General features: G+C 69.8%; 15 protein-coding genes and 2 pseudogenes. 7 read left to right on the top strand and 10 right to left on the bottom strand.

The window, feature by feature from the left end; translation table 11 throughout:
• Positions 1-13 precede the first annotated feature (13 nt).
• Positions 14-1,669 (bottom strand): L-lactate permease, encoded by a 1,656-nt coding sequence (locus tag MCHLDSM_RS30235; RefSeq protein ID WP_048473488.1) that lies wholly within the window; start codon positions 1,667-1,669, stop codon positions 14-16.
• A 203-nt stretch (positions 1,670-1,872) separates the two neighbouring features.
• Between MCHLDSM_RS30235 and MCHLDSM_RS30230 the strand changes: the two genes are divergently transcribed.
• On the top strand, positions 1,873-2,916 hold the full coding sequence (locus MCHLDSM_RS30230) for a class I SAM-dependent methyltransferase (RefSeq protein WP_053083130.1): 1,044 nt from the start codon (positions 1,873-1,875) through the stop codon (positions 2,914-2,916).
• 22 nt (positions 2,917-2,938) lie between these two features.
• On the opposite strand, the gene tap is transcribed toward MCHLDSM_RS30230, so the two are convergent.
• Positions 2,939-4,162 (bottom strand): multidrug efflux MFS transporter Tap, encoded by a 1,224-nt coding sequence (gene tap, locus MCHLDSM_RS30225; protein ID WP_048473487.1) that lies wholly within the window; start codon positions 4,160-4,162, stop codon positions 2,939-2,941.
• A 28-nt stretch (positions 4,163-4,190) separates the two neighbouring features.
• Positions 4,191-4,868, bottom strand: a complete 678-nt coding sequence (locus MCHLDSM_RS30220) for a sensor domain-containing protein (protein WP_048473486.1) — start codon at positions 4,866-4,868, stop codon at positions 4,191-4,193.
• A gap of 139 nt (positions 4,869-5,007) precedes the next feature.
• Between MCHLDSM_RS30220 and MCHLDSM_RS30215 the strand changes: the two genes are divergently transcribed.
• Positions 5,008-5,841 carry a uracil-DNA glycosylase gene (locus MCHLDSM_RS30215; RefSeq protein ID WP_048473485.1) on the top strand — a complete coding sequence of 278 codons (834 nt, stop codon included), beginning with the start codon at positions 5,008-5,010 and terminating at the stop codon, positions 5,839-5,841.
• Between the two features lie 47 nt (positions 5,842-5,888).
• The gene (locus tag MCHLDSM_RS30210) at positions 5,889-6,938 is read left to right on the top strand and encodes an LLM class flavin-dependent oxidoreductase (RefSeq protein ID WP_048473484.1); all 1,050 of its coding nucleotides are present in this window, start codon (positions 5,889-5,891) and stop codon (positions 6,936-6,938) included.
• On the opposite strand, the gene MCHLDSM_RS30205 is transcribed toward MCHLDSM_RS30210, so the two are convergent.
• The 3 genes from MCHLDSM_RS30205 to MCHLDSM_RS30195 are packed head-to-tail and all read right to left on the bottom strand — an operon-like array spanning position 6,935 to position 8,318.
• A complete protein-coding gene (locus tag MCHLDSM_RS30205; RefSeq protein WP_048473483.1) occupies positions 6,935-7,393 on the bottom strand; it encodes a nitroreductase family deazaflavin-dependent oxidoreductase in 459 nt (152 codons plus the stop codon). The genes MCHLDSM_RS30210 and MCHLDSM_RS30205 overlap by 4 nt on opposite strands.
• Positions 7,394-7,397: 4 nt before the next feature.
• Positions 7,398-7,835 (bottom strand): HIT family protein, encoded by a 438-nt coding sequence (locus MCHLDSM_RS30200; RefSeq protein ID WP_048473482.1) that lies wholly within the window; start codon positions 7,833-7,835, stop codon positions 7,398-7,400.
• Positions 7,836-7,844: 9 nt separating this feature from the next.
• Complete coding sequence (locus tag MCHLDSM_RS30195; protein ID WP_048473481.1) at positions 7,845-8,318, bottom strand: VOC family protein; 474 nt, start codon at positions 8,316-8,318, stop codon at positions 7,845-7,847.
• Between the two features lie 27 nt (positions 8,319-8,345).
• Here MCHLDSM_RS30195 and MCHLDSM_RS30190 point away from each other — a divergent pair, with 27 nt between their 5' ends.
• Positions 8,346-9,185, top strand: coding sequence for a helix-turn-helix domain-containing protein (locus tag MCHLDSM_RS30190; protein ID WP_048473480.1), 840 nt, complete (start codon positions 8,346-8,348; stop codon positions 9,183-9,185).
• Here MCHLDSM_RS30190 and MCHLDSM_RS30185 read toward each other — a convergent pair.
• The gene (locus MCHLDSM_RS30185) at positions 9,175-9,666 is read right to left on the bottom strand and encodes a DNA-deoxyinosine glycosylase (RefSeq protein ID WP_048474087.1); all 492 of its coding nucleotides are present in this window, start codon (positions 9,664-9,666) and stop codon (positions 9,175-9,177) included. The two genes, MCHLDSM_RS30190 and MCHLDSM_RS30185, sit on opposite strands and share 11 nt — an antisense overlap.
• A 32-nt stretch (positions 9,667-9,698) precedes the next feature.
• Here MCHLDSM_RS30185 and MCHLDSM_RS30180 point away from each other — a divergent pair, with 32 nt between their 5' ends.
• The 3 genes and pseudogenes from MCHLDSM_RS30180 to MCHLDSM_RS39940 form a co-directional block, all read left to right on the top strand.
• On the top strand, positions 9,699-10,826 hold the full coding sequence (locus tag MCHLDSM_RS30180; protein ID WP_048473479.1) for an adenylate/guanylate cyclase domain-containing protein: 1,128 nt from the start codon (positions 9,699-9,701) through the stop codon (positions 10,824-10,826).
• Positions 10,827-10,906: 80 nt separating this feature from the next.
• Positions 10,907-11,799: pseudogene (locus MCHLDSM_RS39945) on the top strand (DUF222 domain-containing protein); the annotation flags it as partial.
• Between the two features lies 1 nt (position 11,800).
• Positions 11,801-12,392: HNH endonuclease signature motif containing protein (locus MCHLDSM_RS39940; protein ID WP_234714242.1), on the top strand; the 592-nt coding region annotated here is incomplete at its 5' end.
• Between the two features lie 72 nt (positions 12,393-12,464).
• Here MCHLDSM_RS39940 and MCHLDSM_RS30170 read toward each other — a convergent pair.
• From MCHLDSM_RS30170 to MCHLDSM_RS30165, 3 genes and pseudogenes are all read right to left on the bottom strand, one after another.
• Positions 12,465-14,676 (bottom strand): annotated as a pseudogene (locus tag MCHLDSM_RS30170) (heavy metal translocating P-type ATPase).
• A complete protein-coding gene (locus MCHLDSM_RS38660; protein WP_168439969.1) occupies positions 14,673-14,816 on the bottom strand; it encodes a hypothetical protein in 144 nt (47 codons plus the stop codon). Before MCHLDSM_RS38660 ends, MCHLDSM_RS30170 begins: the two are co-directional and overlap by 4 nt.
• Positions 14,817-14,821: 5 nt before the next feature.
• Entirely contained in the window at positions 14,822-15,028 is a 207-nt protein-coding gene (locus MCHLDSM_RS30165) for a heavy-metal-associated domain-containing protein (protein ID WP_048473478.1), read from the bottom strand.
• Positions 15,029-15,096 lie beyond the last annotated feature (68 nt).

The raw sequence follows: 15,096 nt of genomic DNA, 5'->3' as shown, positions 1-15,096 counted from the left end.
GATGCTAGAAGAGTCACGGGACCATCCACGACAGCACGGAGGCCTGCAGTCCGGACAGGATGCACATCAGCGCCAGGAAGCCCAGGCTCCACAGCACCACGCGACGGAAGATGTCGCCCTCCTTGCCGTTCAGTCCGACCGCGGCGGCGGCGATCGCGAGGTTCTGCGGGGAGATCATCTTGCCGAGCACCCCGCCGGAGCTGTTCGACGCGGCCATCAGCAGCTCGGAGAGCCCCGCCTGGTGGGCCGCGGTCACCTGCAGCGCGCCGAACAGCGAGTTCGCCGACGTGTCGGAGCCCGTGACCGCGACGCCGAGCCACCCCAGGATGGGGGACAGCACGGCGAACGCACCGCCCGCACCCGCCATCCAAGTGCCGAGCGTGATCGTCTGACCCGACAGGTTCATCACGAAAGCCAGTGCGAGAACGGCCATCACGGTGACGATCGCCCAGCGGAGCTGATGCAGCGTGGCCCCGTAGGCCTTGACTGCGCGCGGCACCGAGAGTCGCAGCGCCACCATGGTGAGGACACCGGCGACGAGCATCTGTGTGCCGGGGGTGGTGAGCAGGTTGAGGGTGAACTTGGTCAGCGAGGACGGGTCGCCGTCGGCGTCGACGACGTTCAGGCCCGGCCAGGTGAACGCGAACGTCGCACCATCGAGCAGGTGCTTGACCGCGGGGATCTGACACACCACGAAGACCGCGATGATGATGCCGTAGGGCGCGTAGGCGCGGACCACATCGGCCCGCGCATCGGGCTCCTCGTGCGCGACGCGGCCGGCGCGTGCGGCGAACTCCGGTGTCGGTTCGTCGGCCGCGCCGCCGGCCACGACCGCGGGGTGCGTTTCCGGCGATCGCCGCGGCTGCCAGACCCGGACCAGCGCGACCACCGCGGCCGCCGACAGCAGAGACGCCACCACGTCGGCCAGCGGTACGGACAGGAAGTTCGACGTCGCGTACTGCGCGATCGCGAAGACCACGCCGCAGATCAGTGCCGCGGGCCAGGTGTCGCGCACACCGCGGCGGCCGTCGACGATCAGCACCAGGACCAGCGGTACGAACAGCGCGAGGATCGGGGTCTGCCTGCCGACCATCGCGCCGAGGGTGTCGGCGGGCAGCTCGGTGACCCGGCCCAGCGTGATGATCGGGGTGGCCATCGCCCCGAACGCCACCGGAGCCGTGTTGGCGACCAGCGCGAGCACCGCCGCCTTGATCGGCCGGAATCCGAGCGCCATCAACATCACCGACGTCACCGCCACCGGAGTGCCGAAGCCCGCGAGGGCCTCGAGCAGCGCGCCGAAGGAGAACGCGATGATGACCGCCTGGATGCGCTGATCGTCGCTGACGGAACTGAACGACCGCCGCAGGACGTCGAAATGTCCCGTCTCGACGGTCATCTGATACACCCAGATGGCGTTGATGACGATCCACAGGATCGGGAAGAAGCCGAACGCGGCGCCTTCCGTGCCGGCCAGCAGGGTCTGGCCGACCGGCATGCCGTACACGGCCACGGCGATCACGATGCTGACGGCCAGCGAGATCAGCGACGCCACCCAGGCCGTCATCTTCACCGCCCCGAGCAGGACGAACAACAGCAGCAGGGGCACGGCTGCCACCGCGGCGCTCAGTGCGAGCGATCCCCCGACCGGATCGAGAACTTGCTGGTACACGGCTGACCTCGATTTGTGGCGCTGATCACATTTCATCGAGGGCTACCCAGCAGGTCGGTGATCTAACCGACCACTGTCGGCGCTGCGGAAAGTTACGTACTGCATTACTGAGGGCGGGGCCGCGACGGAGCCCGAGGATTTACCTGACCGCGGACACGCCGCGGGCTCCGGCCGTACCTCCGATCCGCCTCCGAGGAGACGCGATGACCCTCATCGACGACGCCCCCCGCAACGGTCGTGCCGACGCGTCAATTCTCCTTTCCAACAAGGGAATTCCTCGTCCCGTGGCCTTGGCCACCGCGGAGTTCAAGGCGGCGATGCTGGCCGCGGACAAACTGATCATCTCCGGCCGGGCAACCGGTGAGCAGGTGCAGGCCCGCGTCAGCGCCGCCTGCGATGCCTTGTCGGAGCAGGTCCGCACGCACCTGCGGGCCGGTGACCCTGCCGTCGACGACATCGGCGCTTTCGTGCACGGCGAGACCTACCCGTACCTCAGCCTCAGCGCGCTGGTCGACCGCTCCTACACCAAGCCCCGCGGGTACGCCGGTGACTTCCTGACCTTGCAGATGGTGTACGACGACCAACCGCAGGGCGTACGCAGGCTCGGCCCGTACGTCGACCGGTGGTTTCTCGGTATCGCGGCCTCATGTGCGGTCAAGAACCGACGAGGGTTGTTGCGCGACATCATCGTCGACACCGCGCGGACCCGGCCGGGCGCGCCGACCGCGATCACGAGCCTGGCCTGTGGGCCGGCCCGGGAGATCTTCGATGTCCTCGGCGAACCGGAGCACCCGGACATCGTCGCCACCTGCCTGGACATCGACGATCAGGCGTTGACCTACGCCGGGGCCATCGCGCGCAGCCTCGATGTGACGGAACGGGTTTCGCTCGTCCAGGCCAATGTCGTCAAACTGGCCCTCGGGCACAACACACTCGGGTTGGCCGATCAGGATCTCGTGTATTCGATCGGCCTCATCGACTACCTGTCCGACGGTCTCGTCGTGCGGCTGCTCACCTGGATTCACGGGGTTCTGCGCCCGGGTGGAACCGCTGTCGTTGGCAACTTCGATGTCGACAATCCGGACAGGGCGTTCATGGACCATCTGCTGGATTGGCGCCTCATCCATCGGTCGCCCGCCGACCTCGAAGGCCTGTTCGCGCAGTCGGCGTTCGGGGATACGCCCGTCGAGGTGCAGCGCGAGGCCACGGGGATCAACCTGTTCGCGGCAGCGCAACGCGCGGCGTGACGCCACCGGTCCGCGCTCGCCGCTAGCTCGTCGCCGGCCGGTCGAGTTCGCGCAGCGCCGGCAGGAACACCGCAGCCACCCCGAGCGCAAGCATCGGCAGCGACAGCGCCAGGAACGTCGCATGCAGCCCGGCGGCGTCGGCGAGCGGCCCGGCCAGGATCAAACCCAGCGGCCCGGCCGCATATGCCAGCGATCCCATCACCCCGACCACGCGGCCGCGCAGGTGCTGCGGCGCCCGGGTCTGCATCACGTAGTTGTAGATCGGCGCGATCGGGCCGTAGACGAATCCGACGACCGCGCACAGCACCAGGATCACCGGCAGCGGCGGCAGGAACGCGATGACCGTCATCGCCACGCCCAGGGTCAGCACCGCGGTCAGCATCACCGTGCGCCGGCGGGTGTACTTCGACATCACCGCGTAGCCCAGCGCACCCACCAGGCCGCCGACGCTGAGCGCCATCAGCACCCAGCCCAGCTGGGCGGGTTCGTTGCGGTCGGTGAAGTACTTGGGAAACAGCACGCTCTCCATCGGCATGTAGAGCCCGGTCGCGGCCAGGTCAACGAACGCCAGGGTGCGCAGCACCTTGTTGCGCCACACGAAACGCAACCCCTCGACGATGCCCGCCCACACCCCGTCGCTCATCGCCGTCGGGTCGGGCCGGCCCGCGCCTTCGAGGCGCAGCACCGCGATCGCCGCGATCGACAACACGAACGCCGCGGCGGTCACCCACATCGTGTTGATCCCGCCCAGCGTCGCGATGAGCAGACCGCCGATCCCGGGCCCCACGATGTAGGCCAGGTTGAACACGGCCTCGTAGACGCTGTTGGCGTGATCGAGGGTCCAGCCGGCGCGGCCGGCCGCCTCGGGCAGCATCGTCTCCCGGGCCGTCATGCCGGCAGGATCGAAAAGTGCTCCGAGAGCGGCCAATCCGGCGAGCACCGCGACGTTGACGGCCTGCGCGCCGAACAGCAGGGCCAGCACCGGGACGGTGGCCACCGACAGCGCCGACAGCGCGTCGGAGATCATCGACACCCGGCGCCGGCCGAGGAAGTCGACCGCGGCGCCGGCGATCAGTGTCGCGGCGAGCAGTGGCAGCGTGCCGGCCATCGCGACGATCGACGCGTCCAGCGCGGATCCGGTGCGCTGCAGCACCAGCCACGGGAACGCGACGATCGAGATGCCGTTACCCGCGCCCGCCATCAGCGCGGCGAACAGGATCAGCAGCAGCGGGCCGCGCCGATTCATGGGCGCACGGTAGCAAGTCTCGGGGCGGCTACCACGTCGCCGCGACGTTCGCGGCGATCTGGTCGGCGATCTTGACCGCCGTGTCGGCGGGGTTCGCGCTGCAGGTGTTGACGTCGATGATGATGTTGTTGCGCTGCATCAGCGCCCGTCCGCAGCCCCACCCCGGGGCGGCGGCGTCGCGCTGCATCGCGACGGTGCTCAGCACGTGGTCGGCGTTGCGGATCTCGCCGACCGTCCACTGCGACTCGCTCTGGGTGTGGGTGTATTCGTGGCAGGCCGGCCACTGGTTGGCCGACGCGTCGAAGAACTCGGCGGCCTTCTCCAGGTAGGGGAACATCACGACGGCCTGCTTGGAGTAGTGCTTGAACGCGTCGCCGTCATTGAAACTCTGGTCGCGCTCGGCGCCGAAGCCGCTGTTGGCGTACACCTGGGCTTCGGCGGCGCCGTCGATCGCCAGGCACTCCGGCGGGGCCATGATCGCGCTGTTGTCCGACATCGCGGACTGCGCCTCGGTGACCGCCATCGGCGCGCCCATCGTGGCGGAGATCTGCTCGGGGCGCAGCAGCAGACCGGCGAGTTCACGCTCCATCAGCGGGCGCGGGATCATCGTCCTGGTCGGCGTCGGCGACTCGGCGTTGCTGATCGTGTCGCCGCACCCGGTCACCAGGACGCAGATTCCCACCACCGCGGCGCTCGCTCGTCGCATGAACTTCTCCCCACCTCACCCCGTGGCCAATGTCTCTCAGGCGATCCATGGTGCGGGACGTGCGGCGCCGCTCGGCTGAGGCGAAGCGTGTTTCGTGGTAACGATGAACCGTGCGATCTGGTAACGAACAGGTGGACCGGTGAGTTTGCCCCATCCGCGCACGGGTGCGCTGTTCGACTCCCCGGTGCGCCCGGGTTCCGGATGGCCGGGCGACCCCGCGAACACGCGCACCGTGGTCGCCGGGACGCCCGCCGACGTCGCCGCGCTGGCGCAGGCCGCCACCACCGTCACCCAGCTCGACGCCGAGGTGTCGGTGTGCCGGGCCTGCCCGCGGCTGGTCGCCTGGCGGGAGGAGGTGGCGACGGTGAAGCGCAAGTCGTTCGCCGACCAGCCGTACTGGGGCCGGCCGGCCCCGGGCTTCGGCGCCGAACAGCCGCGGATCCTGGTCGTCGGGCTCGCGCCTGCAGCCAACGGCGCCAACCGCACCGGGCGGGTGTTCACCGGCGACCGGTCGGGCGACTTCCTGTTCGGGTCGCTGCACCGCACGGCCCTGGCCAATCAACCGACAGCCACCGACAGCGCAGACGGGTTGGTGCTCAACGACATTCGGGTGGCCGCAGCCGTGCGCTGTGCACCGCCGGGTAACGCTCCGACCCCGGCTGAGCGCAGCACCTGCGCGCCGTGGCTGGACGCGGAGTGGCGGCTGATCGGCCCGCACGTGCGGGTGATCGTCGCGCTCGGTGGCATCGCGTGGCAGGCCGCGCTCGCGATGATCCGCCGGGCCGGCGGGGCGGTGGGCACGCCGGCGCCCAAGTTCGGTCACGGGGTGACGGCGCCCCTGTCCACGCCGCAGGGGGAGGTGGTGCTGCTGGGCTGCTATCACCCCAGCCAGCAGAACACGTTCACCGGCCGGCTGACCCCCGCGATGATGGACGACATCTTCGCCCAGGCCAGGGCGATGCCGGCGCGTTGATCACGCCGATCGGGAACGTCGCGACCCCTCGGCGCGTTGCACAATCAATGCGCCTTTCCGTCCTCGACCTCGTTCCCGTGCGCTCCGACCAGAACACCTCCGATGCGCTGGCCGCGACGACACGCCTGGCCCAGACCGCCGACCGGCTCGGCTACACCCGCTACTGGGTGGCCGAGCACCACAACATGCCCTCGGTGGCGGCGACCAGCCCGCCGGTGCTGCTGGCCCACCTCGCCGCGCACACCACGGCGCTGCGTCTCGGTTCCGGCGGGGTGATGCTGCCCAACCACGCACCCCTGGCGGTCGCCGAGCAGTTCGCGCTGCTCGAAGCGGCCCATCCGGGACGCATCGACCTGGGCATCGGCCGCGCCCCCGGCTCGGACCCGGTGACGTCGATGGCGCTGCGCGGTGCCGCCGGCCGGGACGACCGGGACATCGAGGCGTTCCCCGAGTACCTCGACGACGTCGTCGCGCTGATGAGCGCCCGGGGAGTGCGGGTGGCATTGCCGCGTGACCTGATGCGCGACAACTACATCCTCAAGGCCACGCCGGCCGCCGCGTCGGAGCCGACGCTGTGGCTGCTCGGGTCGTCGATGTACTCGGCGCACCTGGCTGCGGCCAAGGGTCTGCCGTACGTGTTCGCCCACCACTTCTCGGGTCAGGGCACCGCGGAGGCGCTGCAGACCTACCGCGACGAGTTCCGGCCCAGCGAGCTGACCCCCGAGCCTGTCACGTTCCTCACCGTCAACGCCGTCGTCGCCGAAACACACCACGAGGCAATGCGTCTGGTGCTGCCGAACCTGCAGATGATGGCGCGGCTGCGGACCGGGGTGCCGCTGGGCGCGGTGGACCTGGTGGAGGACGCCGAGACGCAGCACCTCGGCCCCCGGGCGCAGGCCGTCATCGACGCGGGTCTGCGCCAAGCTGTCGTGGGCAGCCCGTCCGAGGCCGCCGAGCAGGTACGTGCGCTGGCTGCCTCGTTCGACGTCGACGAGGTGATGATCCACCCGGTCGCCTCGGCGCACCGCGGCACCGATCCGGCGGCCGCGCCGGCCCGCGAGGCCACCCTTGAGCTGCTCGCCAAGGAGCTGTTCTAGCTCTTCGGTGTCAGCCGCACCAGCGGGATCTTGCGGCTGGTCCGGCTCTGGTAGCCGTTGTACCGGTTGCTGTTGTCCCGGTTGACCAACTCCCACAGCCGCGGATAGTCGGGATCGTCGGCCGGCACCGGCGTGGCTGTGACCGCCAATCGCCGTGGCCCGATGTTGATCTCGATGTCCGGTTTCGCCTTGAGGTTGTGGTACCAGCCCGGCGCCCTGGGGTCGCCGCCCTTGGAGGCGACGACGTAGTAGTGGCCGCCGTCTGGGAAGTACGACAGCGTATTGGTCCGCTGCTTGCCGGTCTTCGCGCCGACGGTGTGCAGCAGCAGGCTCGGCGGTACGCCGGGCAGTGGGATGCGGTGACCGATCCGGCCGTTGGTGCGTTTATACAGGCTGTCGTGCACCATCAGCAGCCGGGTGCCGATGTTCTGCTCGATCCACAGAGCGATGTTCATCTGGTCAATCCAACTCGGCGGTGTCGATCTGCGCCAGTGCCTCGCGCAGCAGCCGCCCGGTCTCCTCGCGGTCGTTGTCGCGGCGCACCAGCATGCCCTTGGCGAAGGACAGCTTGTCGCCGTCGCGGCGCGGTACGACGTGCAGGTGGATGTGGAACACCGTCTGGAAGGCCGCTCTGCCGTCGTTGATCGCGATGTTGTTGCCGTCGGCGTGCAGACCCGAGGCCCGTGCCGCCTTCGCGATGCGCTGGCCGAGCACGGTCATCGCGGCCACCGTCTCCGGCGGGGTGTCGGTCAGGTCGACGGTGTGGCGCTTTGGGATGACCAGCGTGTGGCCGCGGGTGAAGGGCCGGATGTCGAGGATCGCGAGGTAGTCGTCGTCCTCGTGGATCCTGATGGCGGGAGCGGCACCCTCGACGATGGCGCAGAAGACGCAGGACATCCCGCCACGCTAGTGGACGTTCTGCTCGGCCCATTCGCCCAGCCGACGGTCCCGCTCCTCGGCGGAGACGTCCTCGATGCGTGTCATCACCGTCCAGCGGACCCCGAACGGGTCTCTTAGGGAGGCGAATCTGTCGCCGGTGGCGAAGTCCTGCGGTTCCTCCCGCACCGTCGCACCTGCGCGGCGCGCCCGGTCCACGACGTCGTCGACATCGCTGCAGTACAGCGCGATCGAGAACGTCGCCACGTCGGCGGAGGGGTCGGGCGCGGTGATCTTGTAGGCCTCGGCCGGATCGCCGAGTTGCAGACGGCCGGAGCCGAAGTCGAGTTCGGCGTGGGCGACGGTGCCGTCGGGGCGGTCCATCTTCTCGACGACCGTGGCGCCGAACGCCGCGGTGTAGAAGTCGATGGCCGCAGTGGCGCCGTCGACGCAGAGGAACGGGGTCAGGCTGGTGTATCCGGAAGGGATGGGGTGTGCAGACATGCCCCCGAGTTTCGTAGCCTCGATGCCATGGGGGCTTGGAAAAAGGCGACAGTCGAGCCGCCGACGCGCGGTGTGGTCGGCCGGTCAGCGAGTTCGTCGCTGTACGACCTGCAGCGTTGGGCGCCCAGCAGCGACACCGCGCGGTTCGTCGAGCACTTCTGGTCGGTCACGTGGGACCTGCGCGGCCGGTCGCCGGTCGAGAACACGGTGATCACGTTTCCTTCGCTGCATCTGACCCACGAATGGGGTTCCGATCGCGTGCGACATGGCTTTTCGCTACCGGCCACGCTGGTGCACGGCGTCGTGGCGCACGTGTTCCGCACCACCCTCAGCGAACGGGGTGCCGTCGTCGGTGCGCGGTTCCGGCCCGGGGGATTCACCGCGAGGTTCGGCGGGGACGCCGCGGCGATGACGGGCCGGATCCGGGCTGTCGGGGACGATCTGTTCGGCGGCCCCGTCCACATCGCTGATGACGTGAACGATGCTGCAGGGCAATGGGATCGGCTGATCGGTGCGGCGCCTGAGCCGGACTCGACCTATCGGGCGGTGACCGGCCTGGTCGACCGGATGCGCGACGACACCGGCATCCATCGGGTCGAGCAAGTGATGGCGCTGTCGCCGTGGAGCGCACGCACGACGCAGCGTGTGTTCCGGCGCTACGTCGGGGTGCCGGCCAAGTGGGTGTTGTGCCGCTACCGGCTGCAGAACGCCGCGCTGGAGATCGAGAGCTGCGCCGACGTCGATTTCGCGGATCTGGCGGTCCGGCTGGGGTGGTACGACCAGGCCCACTTCATCAACGACTTCCGCGCGATGCTGGGGTGCACGCCGGGGGAGTACGCCGTCGCGCACGCTCGCCTCACGCCGTGATCGCGCGCCAGGCGGCGAGTTTCGTCTCGACGGTCCAGGTGTGGGCCGGGCTCGTCGAGGGGAGCCGCGTGTACTGCCGCGGCCCCGTCACCTCCACCAGCCGACGGTAGTTGCGTTCGGCCGCCGCCCCGTTGAAGTAGACGTGGCTGATTCCCGGGTGCGCGGCGTAGAAGTCCGCGAAGTCGTTGGCCACCATGCTGTCCGGTTCGACGGCGGCGTCGAGGCTGCCGATGCGGCGACAGGACTGCAGGACATCCCAGACGGCGACCCCGGCCCCGGTGAGCCGGCGGACGCGGTCGTCGTAGGGCGCCGCGGCGTCGAACCCGAAGAGCTCTGCGGTGATCCGCCAGAACCCGTTGCGCGGATGCGCGTAGTACTGGTCGGCCTGTAGCGACACGACTCCGGGCATGTTGCCCAGGATCAGGATCCGGGCGTCGGCCGTCGCGAGCGGCGGAAAGCTGCGCACCGTCGGTGAGGTCATGACTCCTGTGTAGCGCACGGTAGGTTGAGCCGGTGACCGACGACGTCGATCTCGAAGCGACCGGGCTGCTCGACGGGCTCGAGGGCAGCGCGCGGGCCGAGCGTGCCGAGCTGATCCCCTGGCTGCTCGAACGGGGCGTGACGATCGAGCAGATCAAGGCGAGCACCTCGCCGATGCTGCTGGCGTCGCGCCGTGTCATCGGCGACGACGGCGTGTACGTGTCGGCGCGGGAGGCGGCCGAGAAGCACGGCGTCGAGTTGGAGCTCTTCGAGCGGATCCAGCGCGCGATGGGGTTGCCGCGGGTCGAGGATCCCGACGCGGCCGTGCTGCTGCGCGCCGACGCCGAGGCGGCCAAGTTCACCCGCGACTTCCTGGCCGCCGGGATCGATGCCGACGAGCTGGTGCAGATCACCCGGCTGCTCGGCGACGGTCTCGCGCGTGCCGCGGAGGCGATGCGCTACGCGGCCTTGGCCGCCGTATTACACCCGTCAGCAACGGAATTGGAGATCGCCAAGGCGTCGGAGTCGCTGGTGGCAGGGCTGGCGCCGCTGCTCGGGCCGTTGATCCAGGATGTCCTGCTGCTGCAGCTCCGGCACGCCATCGAGACCGAGGCCGTCAACGCCACCGAACGCGCCGAGGGGCAGCACCTGCCGGGCGCGCGACTGGTCACGATCGCGTTCGCCGACCTCGTCGGATTCACCCGGCTCGGGGAGGCGTTGCCGCCCGAGGATCTCGAGCGGCTCGCGCAGCGGCTCGCGGACATGACGCGGGAGGTCGCCGTCGCGCCGGTGCGCTTCATCAAGACCATCGGCGACGAGGTGATGCTGGTCAGTCCGGAGCCGGCGCCGCTGCTGGAGGCGGTGCTGCGACTGGTCGACGCAACCGACGGCGACAGCGACTTTCCGCGGCTGCGCGTCGGCGTGGCCACCGGAATGGCGGTGAGCCGGGAGGGGGACTGGTTCGGCAGCCCGGTGAACCTCGCCGCCCGCGTGACCGGCGCTGCCCGCCCCGGATCGGTTCTGGTGTCCGAGTCCGCGCGTGAGGCGATCGGCGACGACGAGCGGTTCGTCTGGTCGTTCGCCGGCGCCCGGCACCTGAAGGGATTCAAGTCCGACATCAAGCTGTTCCGGGCGCGGGGCGCTGGGGCGGACGGAGAGTAAGCGCAGGGCTGAATTGGCGCCGCGAACCTCTCAAAAATCTTTGGCCACTTGCGTTTCTGCTGTCACAAATCGCGGCGGACATGTCGGTGGTTCGAACTAGTGTTCGATATGTGGGGGAAGTCGCGAGTGCGGTGGAGGCGATCCGTTCGCAGATCGCGATGCTGCACGACGCCTGCGACACCCTGTCCCACCGCGAGCTCGTGGAGCTGCTCGCAGAGGTGACGACCGTGCTGCGCAGCGTCCCGGCGTTGGAGCATCGGGTGTTGGCCCGGCTGACCGCCGAGACGGAGCCGCGGTGCCTGGGTGAGTCGTCGTGGAAGAAGGTGCTCACCACCGCGCTGCGCGTCTCTGATCGTGAGGCCAAACGCCGGCTGGAGCACGCCGCTTCGCTGGGCCCGCGCCGAGCGATCAGCGGGGAGCCGTTGGCGCCGGTGTGGGAGGCCACCGCCGCCGCCCAAGCCCGTGGCGCCCTCGATGCTGAGCATGTGGCGGTGATCGCGACCTTTCATGACAAGCTGCCCGGCTGGGTGGATGTGGGCACCCGGGCCGCCGCGGACCGCCAGTTGGCCTCGGTGGGTGCGGGCCTGAAGCCCGAGGACTTGAAGAAGGCGGCCGAGCGGTTGGCGGCGAAGATCGATCAGGACGGTCCCGAACCCACCGACGCCGAACGCGCCCGCCGCCGTGGTGTCACCCTGGGTGAGCAGCAGGCCGACGGGATGAGCAAGCTGTCGGGCTGGGTGACTCCGGAATGGCGGGCGGTCTATGAAGCCCTCGAGGCCAAACTCGCCGCCCCCGGCGCCTGCAACCCCGACGACGACACCCCCTGCATCGACGGCCAGCCTGACGAGCAGCAGCGCCGCGCTGACACCCGCAGTCCGGCGCAGCGTCGCCACGACGCCTGGCTCGCGGTCGGCCGGATGGCGCTGTGCTCCGGGGAGCTGGGCCAGCACAACGGATTACCCGTCACCGTCATNGGCGCAGCGTCGCCACGACGCCTGGCTCGCGGTCGGCCGGATGGCGCTGTGCTCCGGGGAGCTGGGCCAGCACAACGGATTACCCGTCACCGTCATTGTGTCCACGACCTTGCAGGAGTTGGAGAAGGGGGCGGGGGTGGCGGTCACCGGCGGCGGCTCCCTGTTGCCGATGGGTGATCTGATCCGGATGGCCTCGCATGCGTTCCACTATCTGGCGGTGTTCGATCACCACACCAGCCAAGCCCTCTACCTCGGCCGCACCAAACGGATCGCCTCGCCGGCGCAACGGATCGTGCTGCACGCCCGGGACCGCGGCTGCACGAGGCTCGGCTGCACCGTGCCCGGCTACTGGTGCCAGGTTCATCACCTCACCGACTGGAAGAACGGCGGACGCACCGACGTCGACACCACGACCCTGGCCTGCGGCCCGGAAAACCGGATGATCGAGACCACCAAGTGGACCACCCACCGAAACACCAAAGGCCGGACCGAATGGGTCCCCCCACCCGACCTCGACCGGGGTCAGCATCGCGTCAACGGCTACCACCACCCCGAACGTTACCTCCTGCCCGAAGACGACCAGGGACCGTGAGGTACGTTCCCCGACAATCCTTTCGGTGGGCGCGAGCGATGCGCAGCTCGCACGCGCCACACTGCGTTCCGGTCAGCGGGCCGGCGTGAAACCGCGCAGCCGCAGGCTGTTGCTCACCACGAAGACCGAACTGAACGCCATCGCGGCGCCGGCGATCATCGGGTTGAGCAACCCTGCGGCGGCCAACGGCAGCGCGGCGACGTTGTAGGCGAACGCCCAGAACAGGTTGCCCTTGATCGTCGCCAATGTCCTGCGCGACAACCGGATGGCATCAGGCACGGCGCGCAGGTCGTCGCGCACCAGCGTCAGGTCGCTCGCCTCGATCGCGACGTCGGTGCCGCTGCCCATCGCCAGACCGAGGTCGGCCTGCGCCAGCGCCGCCGCGTCGTTGACGCCGTCGCCCACCATCGCGACGACCTTGCCCTCACCCTGCAGGCGCACCACGGTGTCGACCTTCTCCTGCGGAAGCACTCCCGCAATGACCCGGCTGATCCCGACCTGCGCGGCCACCGCGCGGGCGACCGCCTCGTTGTCTCCGGTCACCATGATCGGCTCCAGTCCCAGCTCCTTCAGCAGCGAAACCGCTTCTGCCGACGAGGCTTTGACAGCATCGGCCACCGTCAGCACACCACGCGCCCGGCCGTCCCAGCCCACCACAACCGCGGTGCGGCCGTCCGACTCGGCCGACTGCGCGGCTGCCGTCAGCTCCGCAGGGATCTCGAACCCGCGCTCGTCGAGCAACCTGATCCGGCCCAGCACCACGGCCCGCCCGTCGACGGTGCCCTGCACGCCGAGGCCGCGCAGATTCTCGAACGCCGTCACCGCCGGCAGGTCCCCGAGCTTGTCCCGCGCCCCGGCGGTGATCGCCCGCGCGATCGGATGCTCCGACGCACTCTCCGCCGCACCGGCGATGCGCAGCACCTCGTCGGGCTGCTCGCCGTCAGCGGCGACGACATCGTCCAGCGTCATCGTGCCGGTGGTCACCGTCCCCGTCTTGTCGACGATGACGGTGTCCACCCGCCGGGTCGACTCCAGCACCTCCGGGCCTTTGATCAGGATCCCCAGCTGCGCACCGCGGCCGGTGCCGACCATCAGCGCGGTCGGCGTCGCCAGCCCCAGCGCGCACGGGCACGCGATGATCAGCACCGCGACCGCCGCGGTAAACGCGGCCGCCACCGGCGCGCCCGTGCCGAGCCAAAACCCTAGTGTCGCAACGGACAACGCGATCACGATCGGGACGAACACCCCGGAGATCCGATCGGCGAGGCGCTGTGCCTGAGCCTTGCCGTTCTGCGCGTCCTCGACCATCCGCGCCATCTGCGCCAACTGGGTGTCGGCGCCGACCCGGCGCGCGCACCACGAGGACCCCGTCGACGTTCACGGTCGCACCGACCACCTCGTCGCCAGGCGCCACCTCGGTGGGCACCGACTCCCCGGTCAGCATCGAGGCGTCCACGGCCGAGCACCCTTCGACCACCACGCCGTCGGCGGCGATCTTCTCGCCGGGCCGCACCACGAACTCGTCGCCGGAGTTCAGCTGGTCGATCGGAATGCGGTGCTCGGCACCGTTTCTGCGGACCGACACCTCCTTGGCGCCCATGTCGAGCAGCGCCCGTAGAGCCGCGCCCGACTGTCGCTTCGCCCGTGCCTCGAAGTAGCGGCCCGCCAGCAGGAAGGTCGTGACCCCGGCTGCGGCCTCCAGGTAGATGTTGCCGCTGCCGTCGGTGCGGGCGATCGTCAGCTCGAACGGGTGCGTCATCCCCGGCACGCCCGCGCTGCCCCAGAACAGCGCGTAGATCGACCAGCCGAAGGCGGCGAGCGTGCCCACCGAGATCAGCGTGTCCATCGTCGCGGCGCCGTGCCTCAGGTTCGTCCATGCGGCCGCGTGGAACGGGAACGCCCCCCAGACCACGACCGGCGCCGCGAGCGTCAGCGACAGCCACTGCCAGTAGGTGAACTGCAGCGCGGGCACCATCGCCATCGCGACCACCGGAACCGTCAACGCCAGGCAGATCAGCAGGCGGCGGCGCAGGGCCGCAGCGGGGTCGTCGACGGCCGCCTCAGCCGCGGGAGCCTGCTGCGGCAGCGATGCGTGATACCCGGCCGCCTCCACCGCGGCGACGAGCTCGTCGGGCGTCACGGCGCCGCCGTACTCGACGCGCGCCTTCTCGGTCGCGAAGTTCACCGTCGCCGTGACGCCGTCGAGCTTGTTGAGTTTCTTCTCGACCCGGGCCGCGCACGAGGCGCAGGTCATTCCGTCGATCGCCAACTCGACCGAGGTCATGGGTGGCCCCCGTCGTGCTGGTGCGACACCCCGGCCGGGGCGGCCGGCTCGGGGCCGACGGCATGCCCGAACCACAGTGATACGGCGAACACCGCCGCGAGCAGCGCGGTGAAGGCGGCGATTCTCGTCGTGGCCGACATCGCGGTCAGCTCGCCAGCTGGTAGCCGGCCTCTTCGATCGCGGACCGGAGATCGGCGGCGACGATCGGAGCGTCGCTGGCGATCGTGACCGTACCGTGGGAGAGGTCGATGTCGACGTCGTGGACGCCGGGGATGTGGCTGAGTTCGGCGCGCACCGAATTGGCGCACCCACCGCAGGTCATACCCTCGACGCTGATGGTGGTGGTGGTCATGGGAGGTCCTTTCCCGGGGCCGTGTGAAGCGCCCGCCCACACATGTGTACCATACCCCCCTAGGGTAT

Source organism: Mycolicibacterium chlorophenolicum (genome assembly GCF_001044235.1).
GTDB classification, from domain to species: domain Bacteria; phylum Actinomycetota; class Actinomycetes; order Mycobacteriales; family Mycobacteriaceae; genus Mycobacterium; species Mycobacterium chlorophenolicum.
This window is presented reverse-complemented; position numbering and strand designations above follow the sequence as displayed.

Excerpts from the sequence above, each read along its gene's own strand:
- MCHLDSM_RS30230 (WP_053083130.1), top strand. The coding sequence starts at position 1,873 with ATGACCCTCATCGACGACGCCCCCCGCAACGGTCGTGCCGACGCGTCA.
- tap (WP_048473487.1), bottom strand. The coding sequence starts at position 4,162 with ATGAATCGGCGCGGCCCGCTGCTGCTGATCCTGTTCGCCGCGCTGATG.
- MCHLDSM_RS30220 (WP_048473486.1), bottom strand. The coding sequence starts at position 4,868 with ATGCGACGAGCGAGCGCCGCGGTGGTGGGAATCTGCGTCCTGGTGACC.
- MCHLDSM_RS30210 (WP_048473484.1), top strand. The coding sequence starts at position 5,889 with ATGCGCCTTTCCGTCCTCGACCTCGTTCCCGTGCGCTCCGACCAGAAC.
- MCHLDSM_RS30205 (WP_048473483.1), bottom strand. The coding sequence starts at position 7,393 with ATGAACATCGCTCTGTGGATCGAGCAGAACATCGGCACCCGGCTGCTG.
- MCHLDSM_RS30200 (WP_048473482.1), bottom strand. The coding sequence starts at position 7,835 with ATGTCCTGCGTCTTCTGCGCCATCGTCGAGGGTGCCGCTCCCGCCATC.
- MCHLDSM_RS30195 (WP_048473481.1), bottom strand. The coding sequence starts at position 8,318 with ATGTCTGCACACCCCATCCCTTCCGGATACACCAGCCTGACCCCGTTC.
- MCHLDSM_RS30190 (WP_048473480.1), top strand. The coding sequence starts at position 8,346 with ATGGGGGCTTGGAAAAAGGCGACAGTCGAGCCGCCGACGCGCGGTGTG.
- MCHLDSM_RS30185 (WP_048474087.1), bottom strand. The coding sequence starts at position 9,666 with ATGACCTCACCGACGGTGCGCAGCTTTCCGCCGCTCGCGACGGCCGAC.
- MCHLDSM_RS38660 (WP_168439969.1), bottom strand. The coding sequence starts at position 14,816 with ATGTCGGCCACGACGAGAATCGCCGCCTTCACCGCGCTGCTCGCGGCG.
- MCHLDSM_RS30165 (WP_048473478.1), bottom strand. The coding sequence starts at position 15,028 with ATGACCACCACCACCATCAGCGTCGAGGGTATGACCTGCGGTGGGTGC.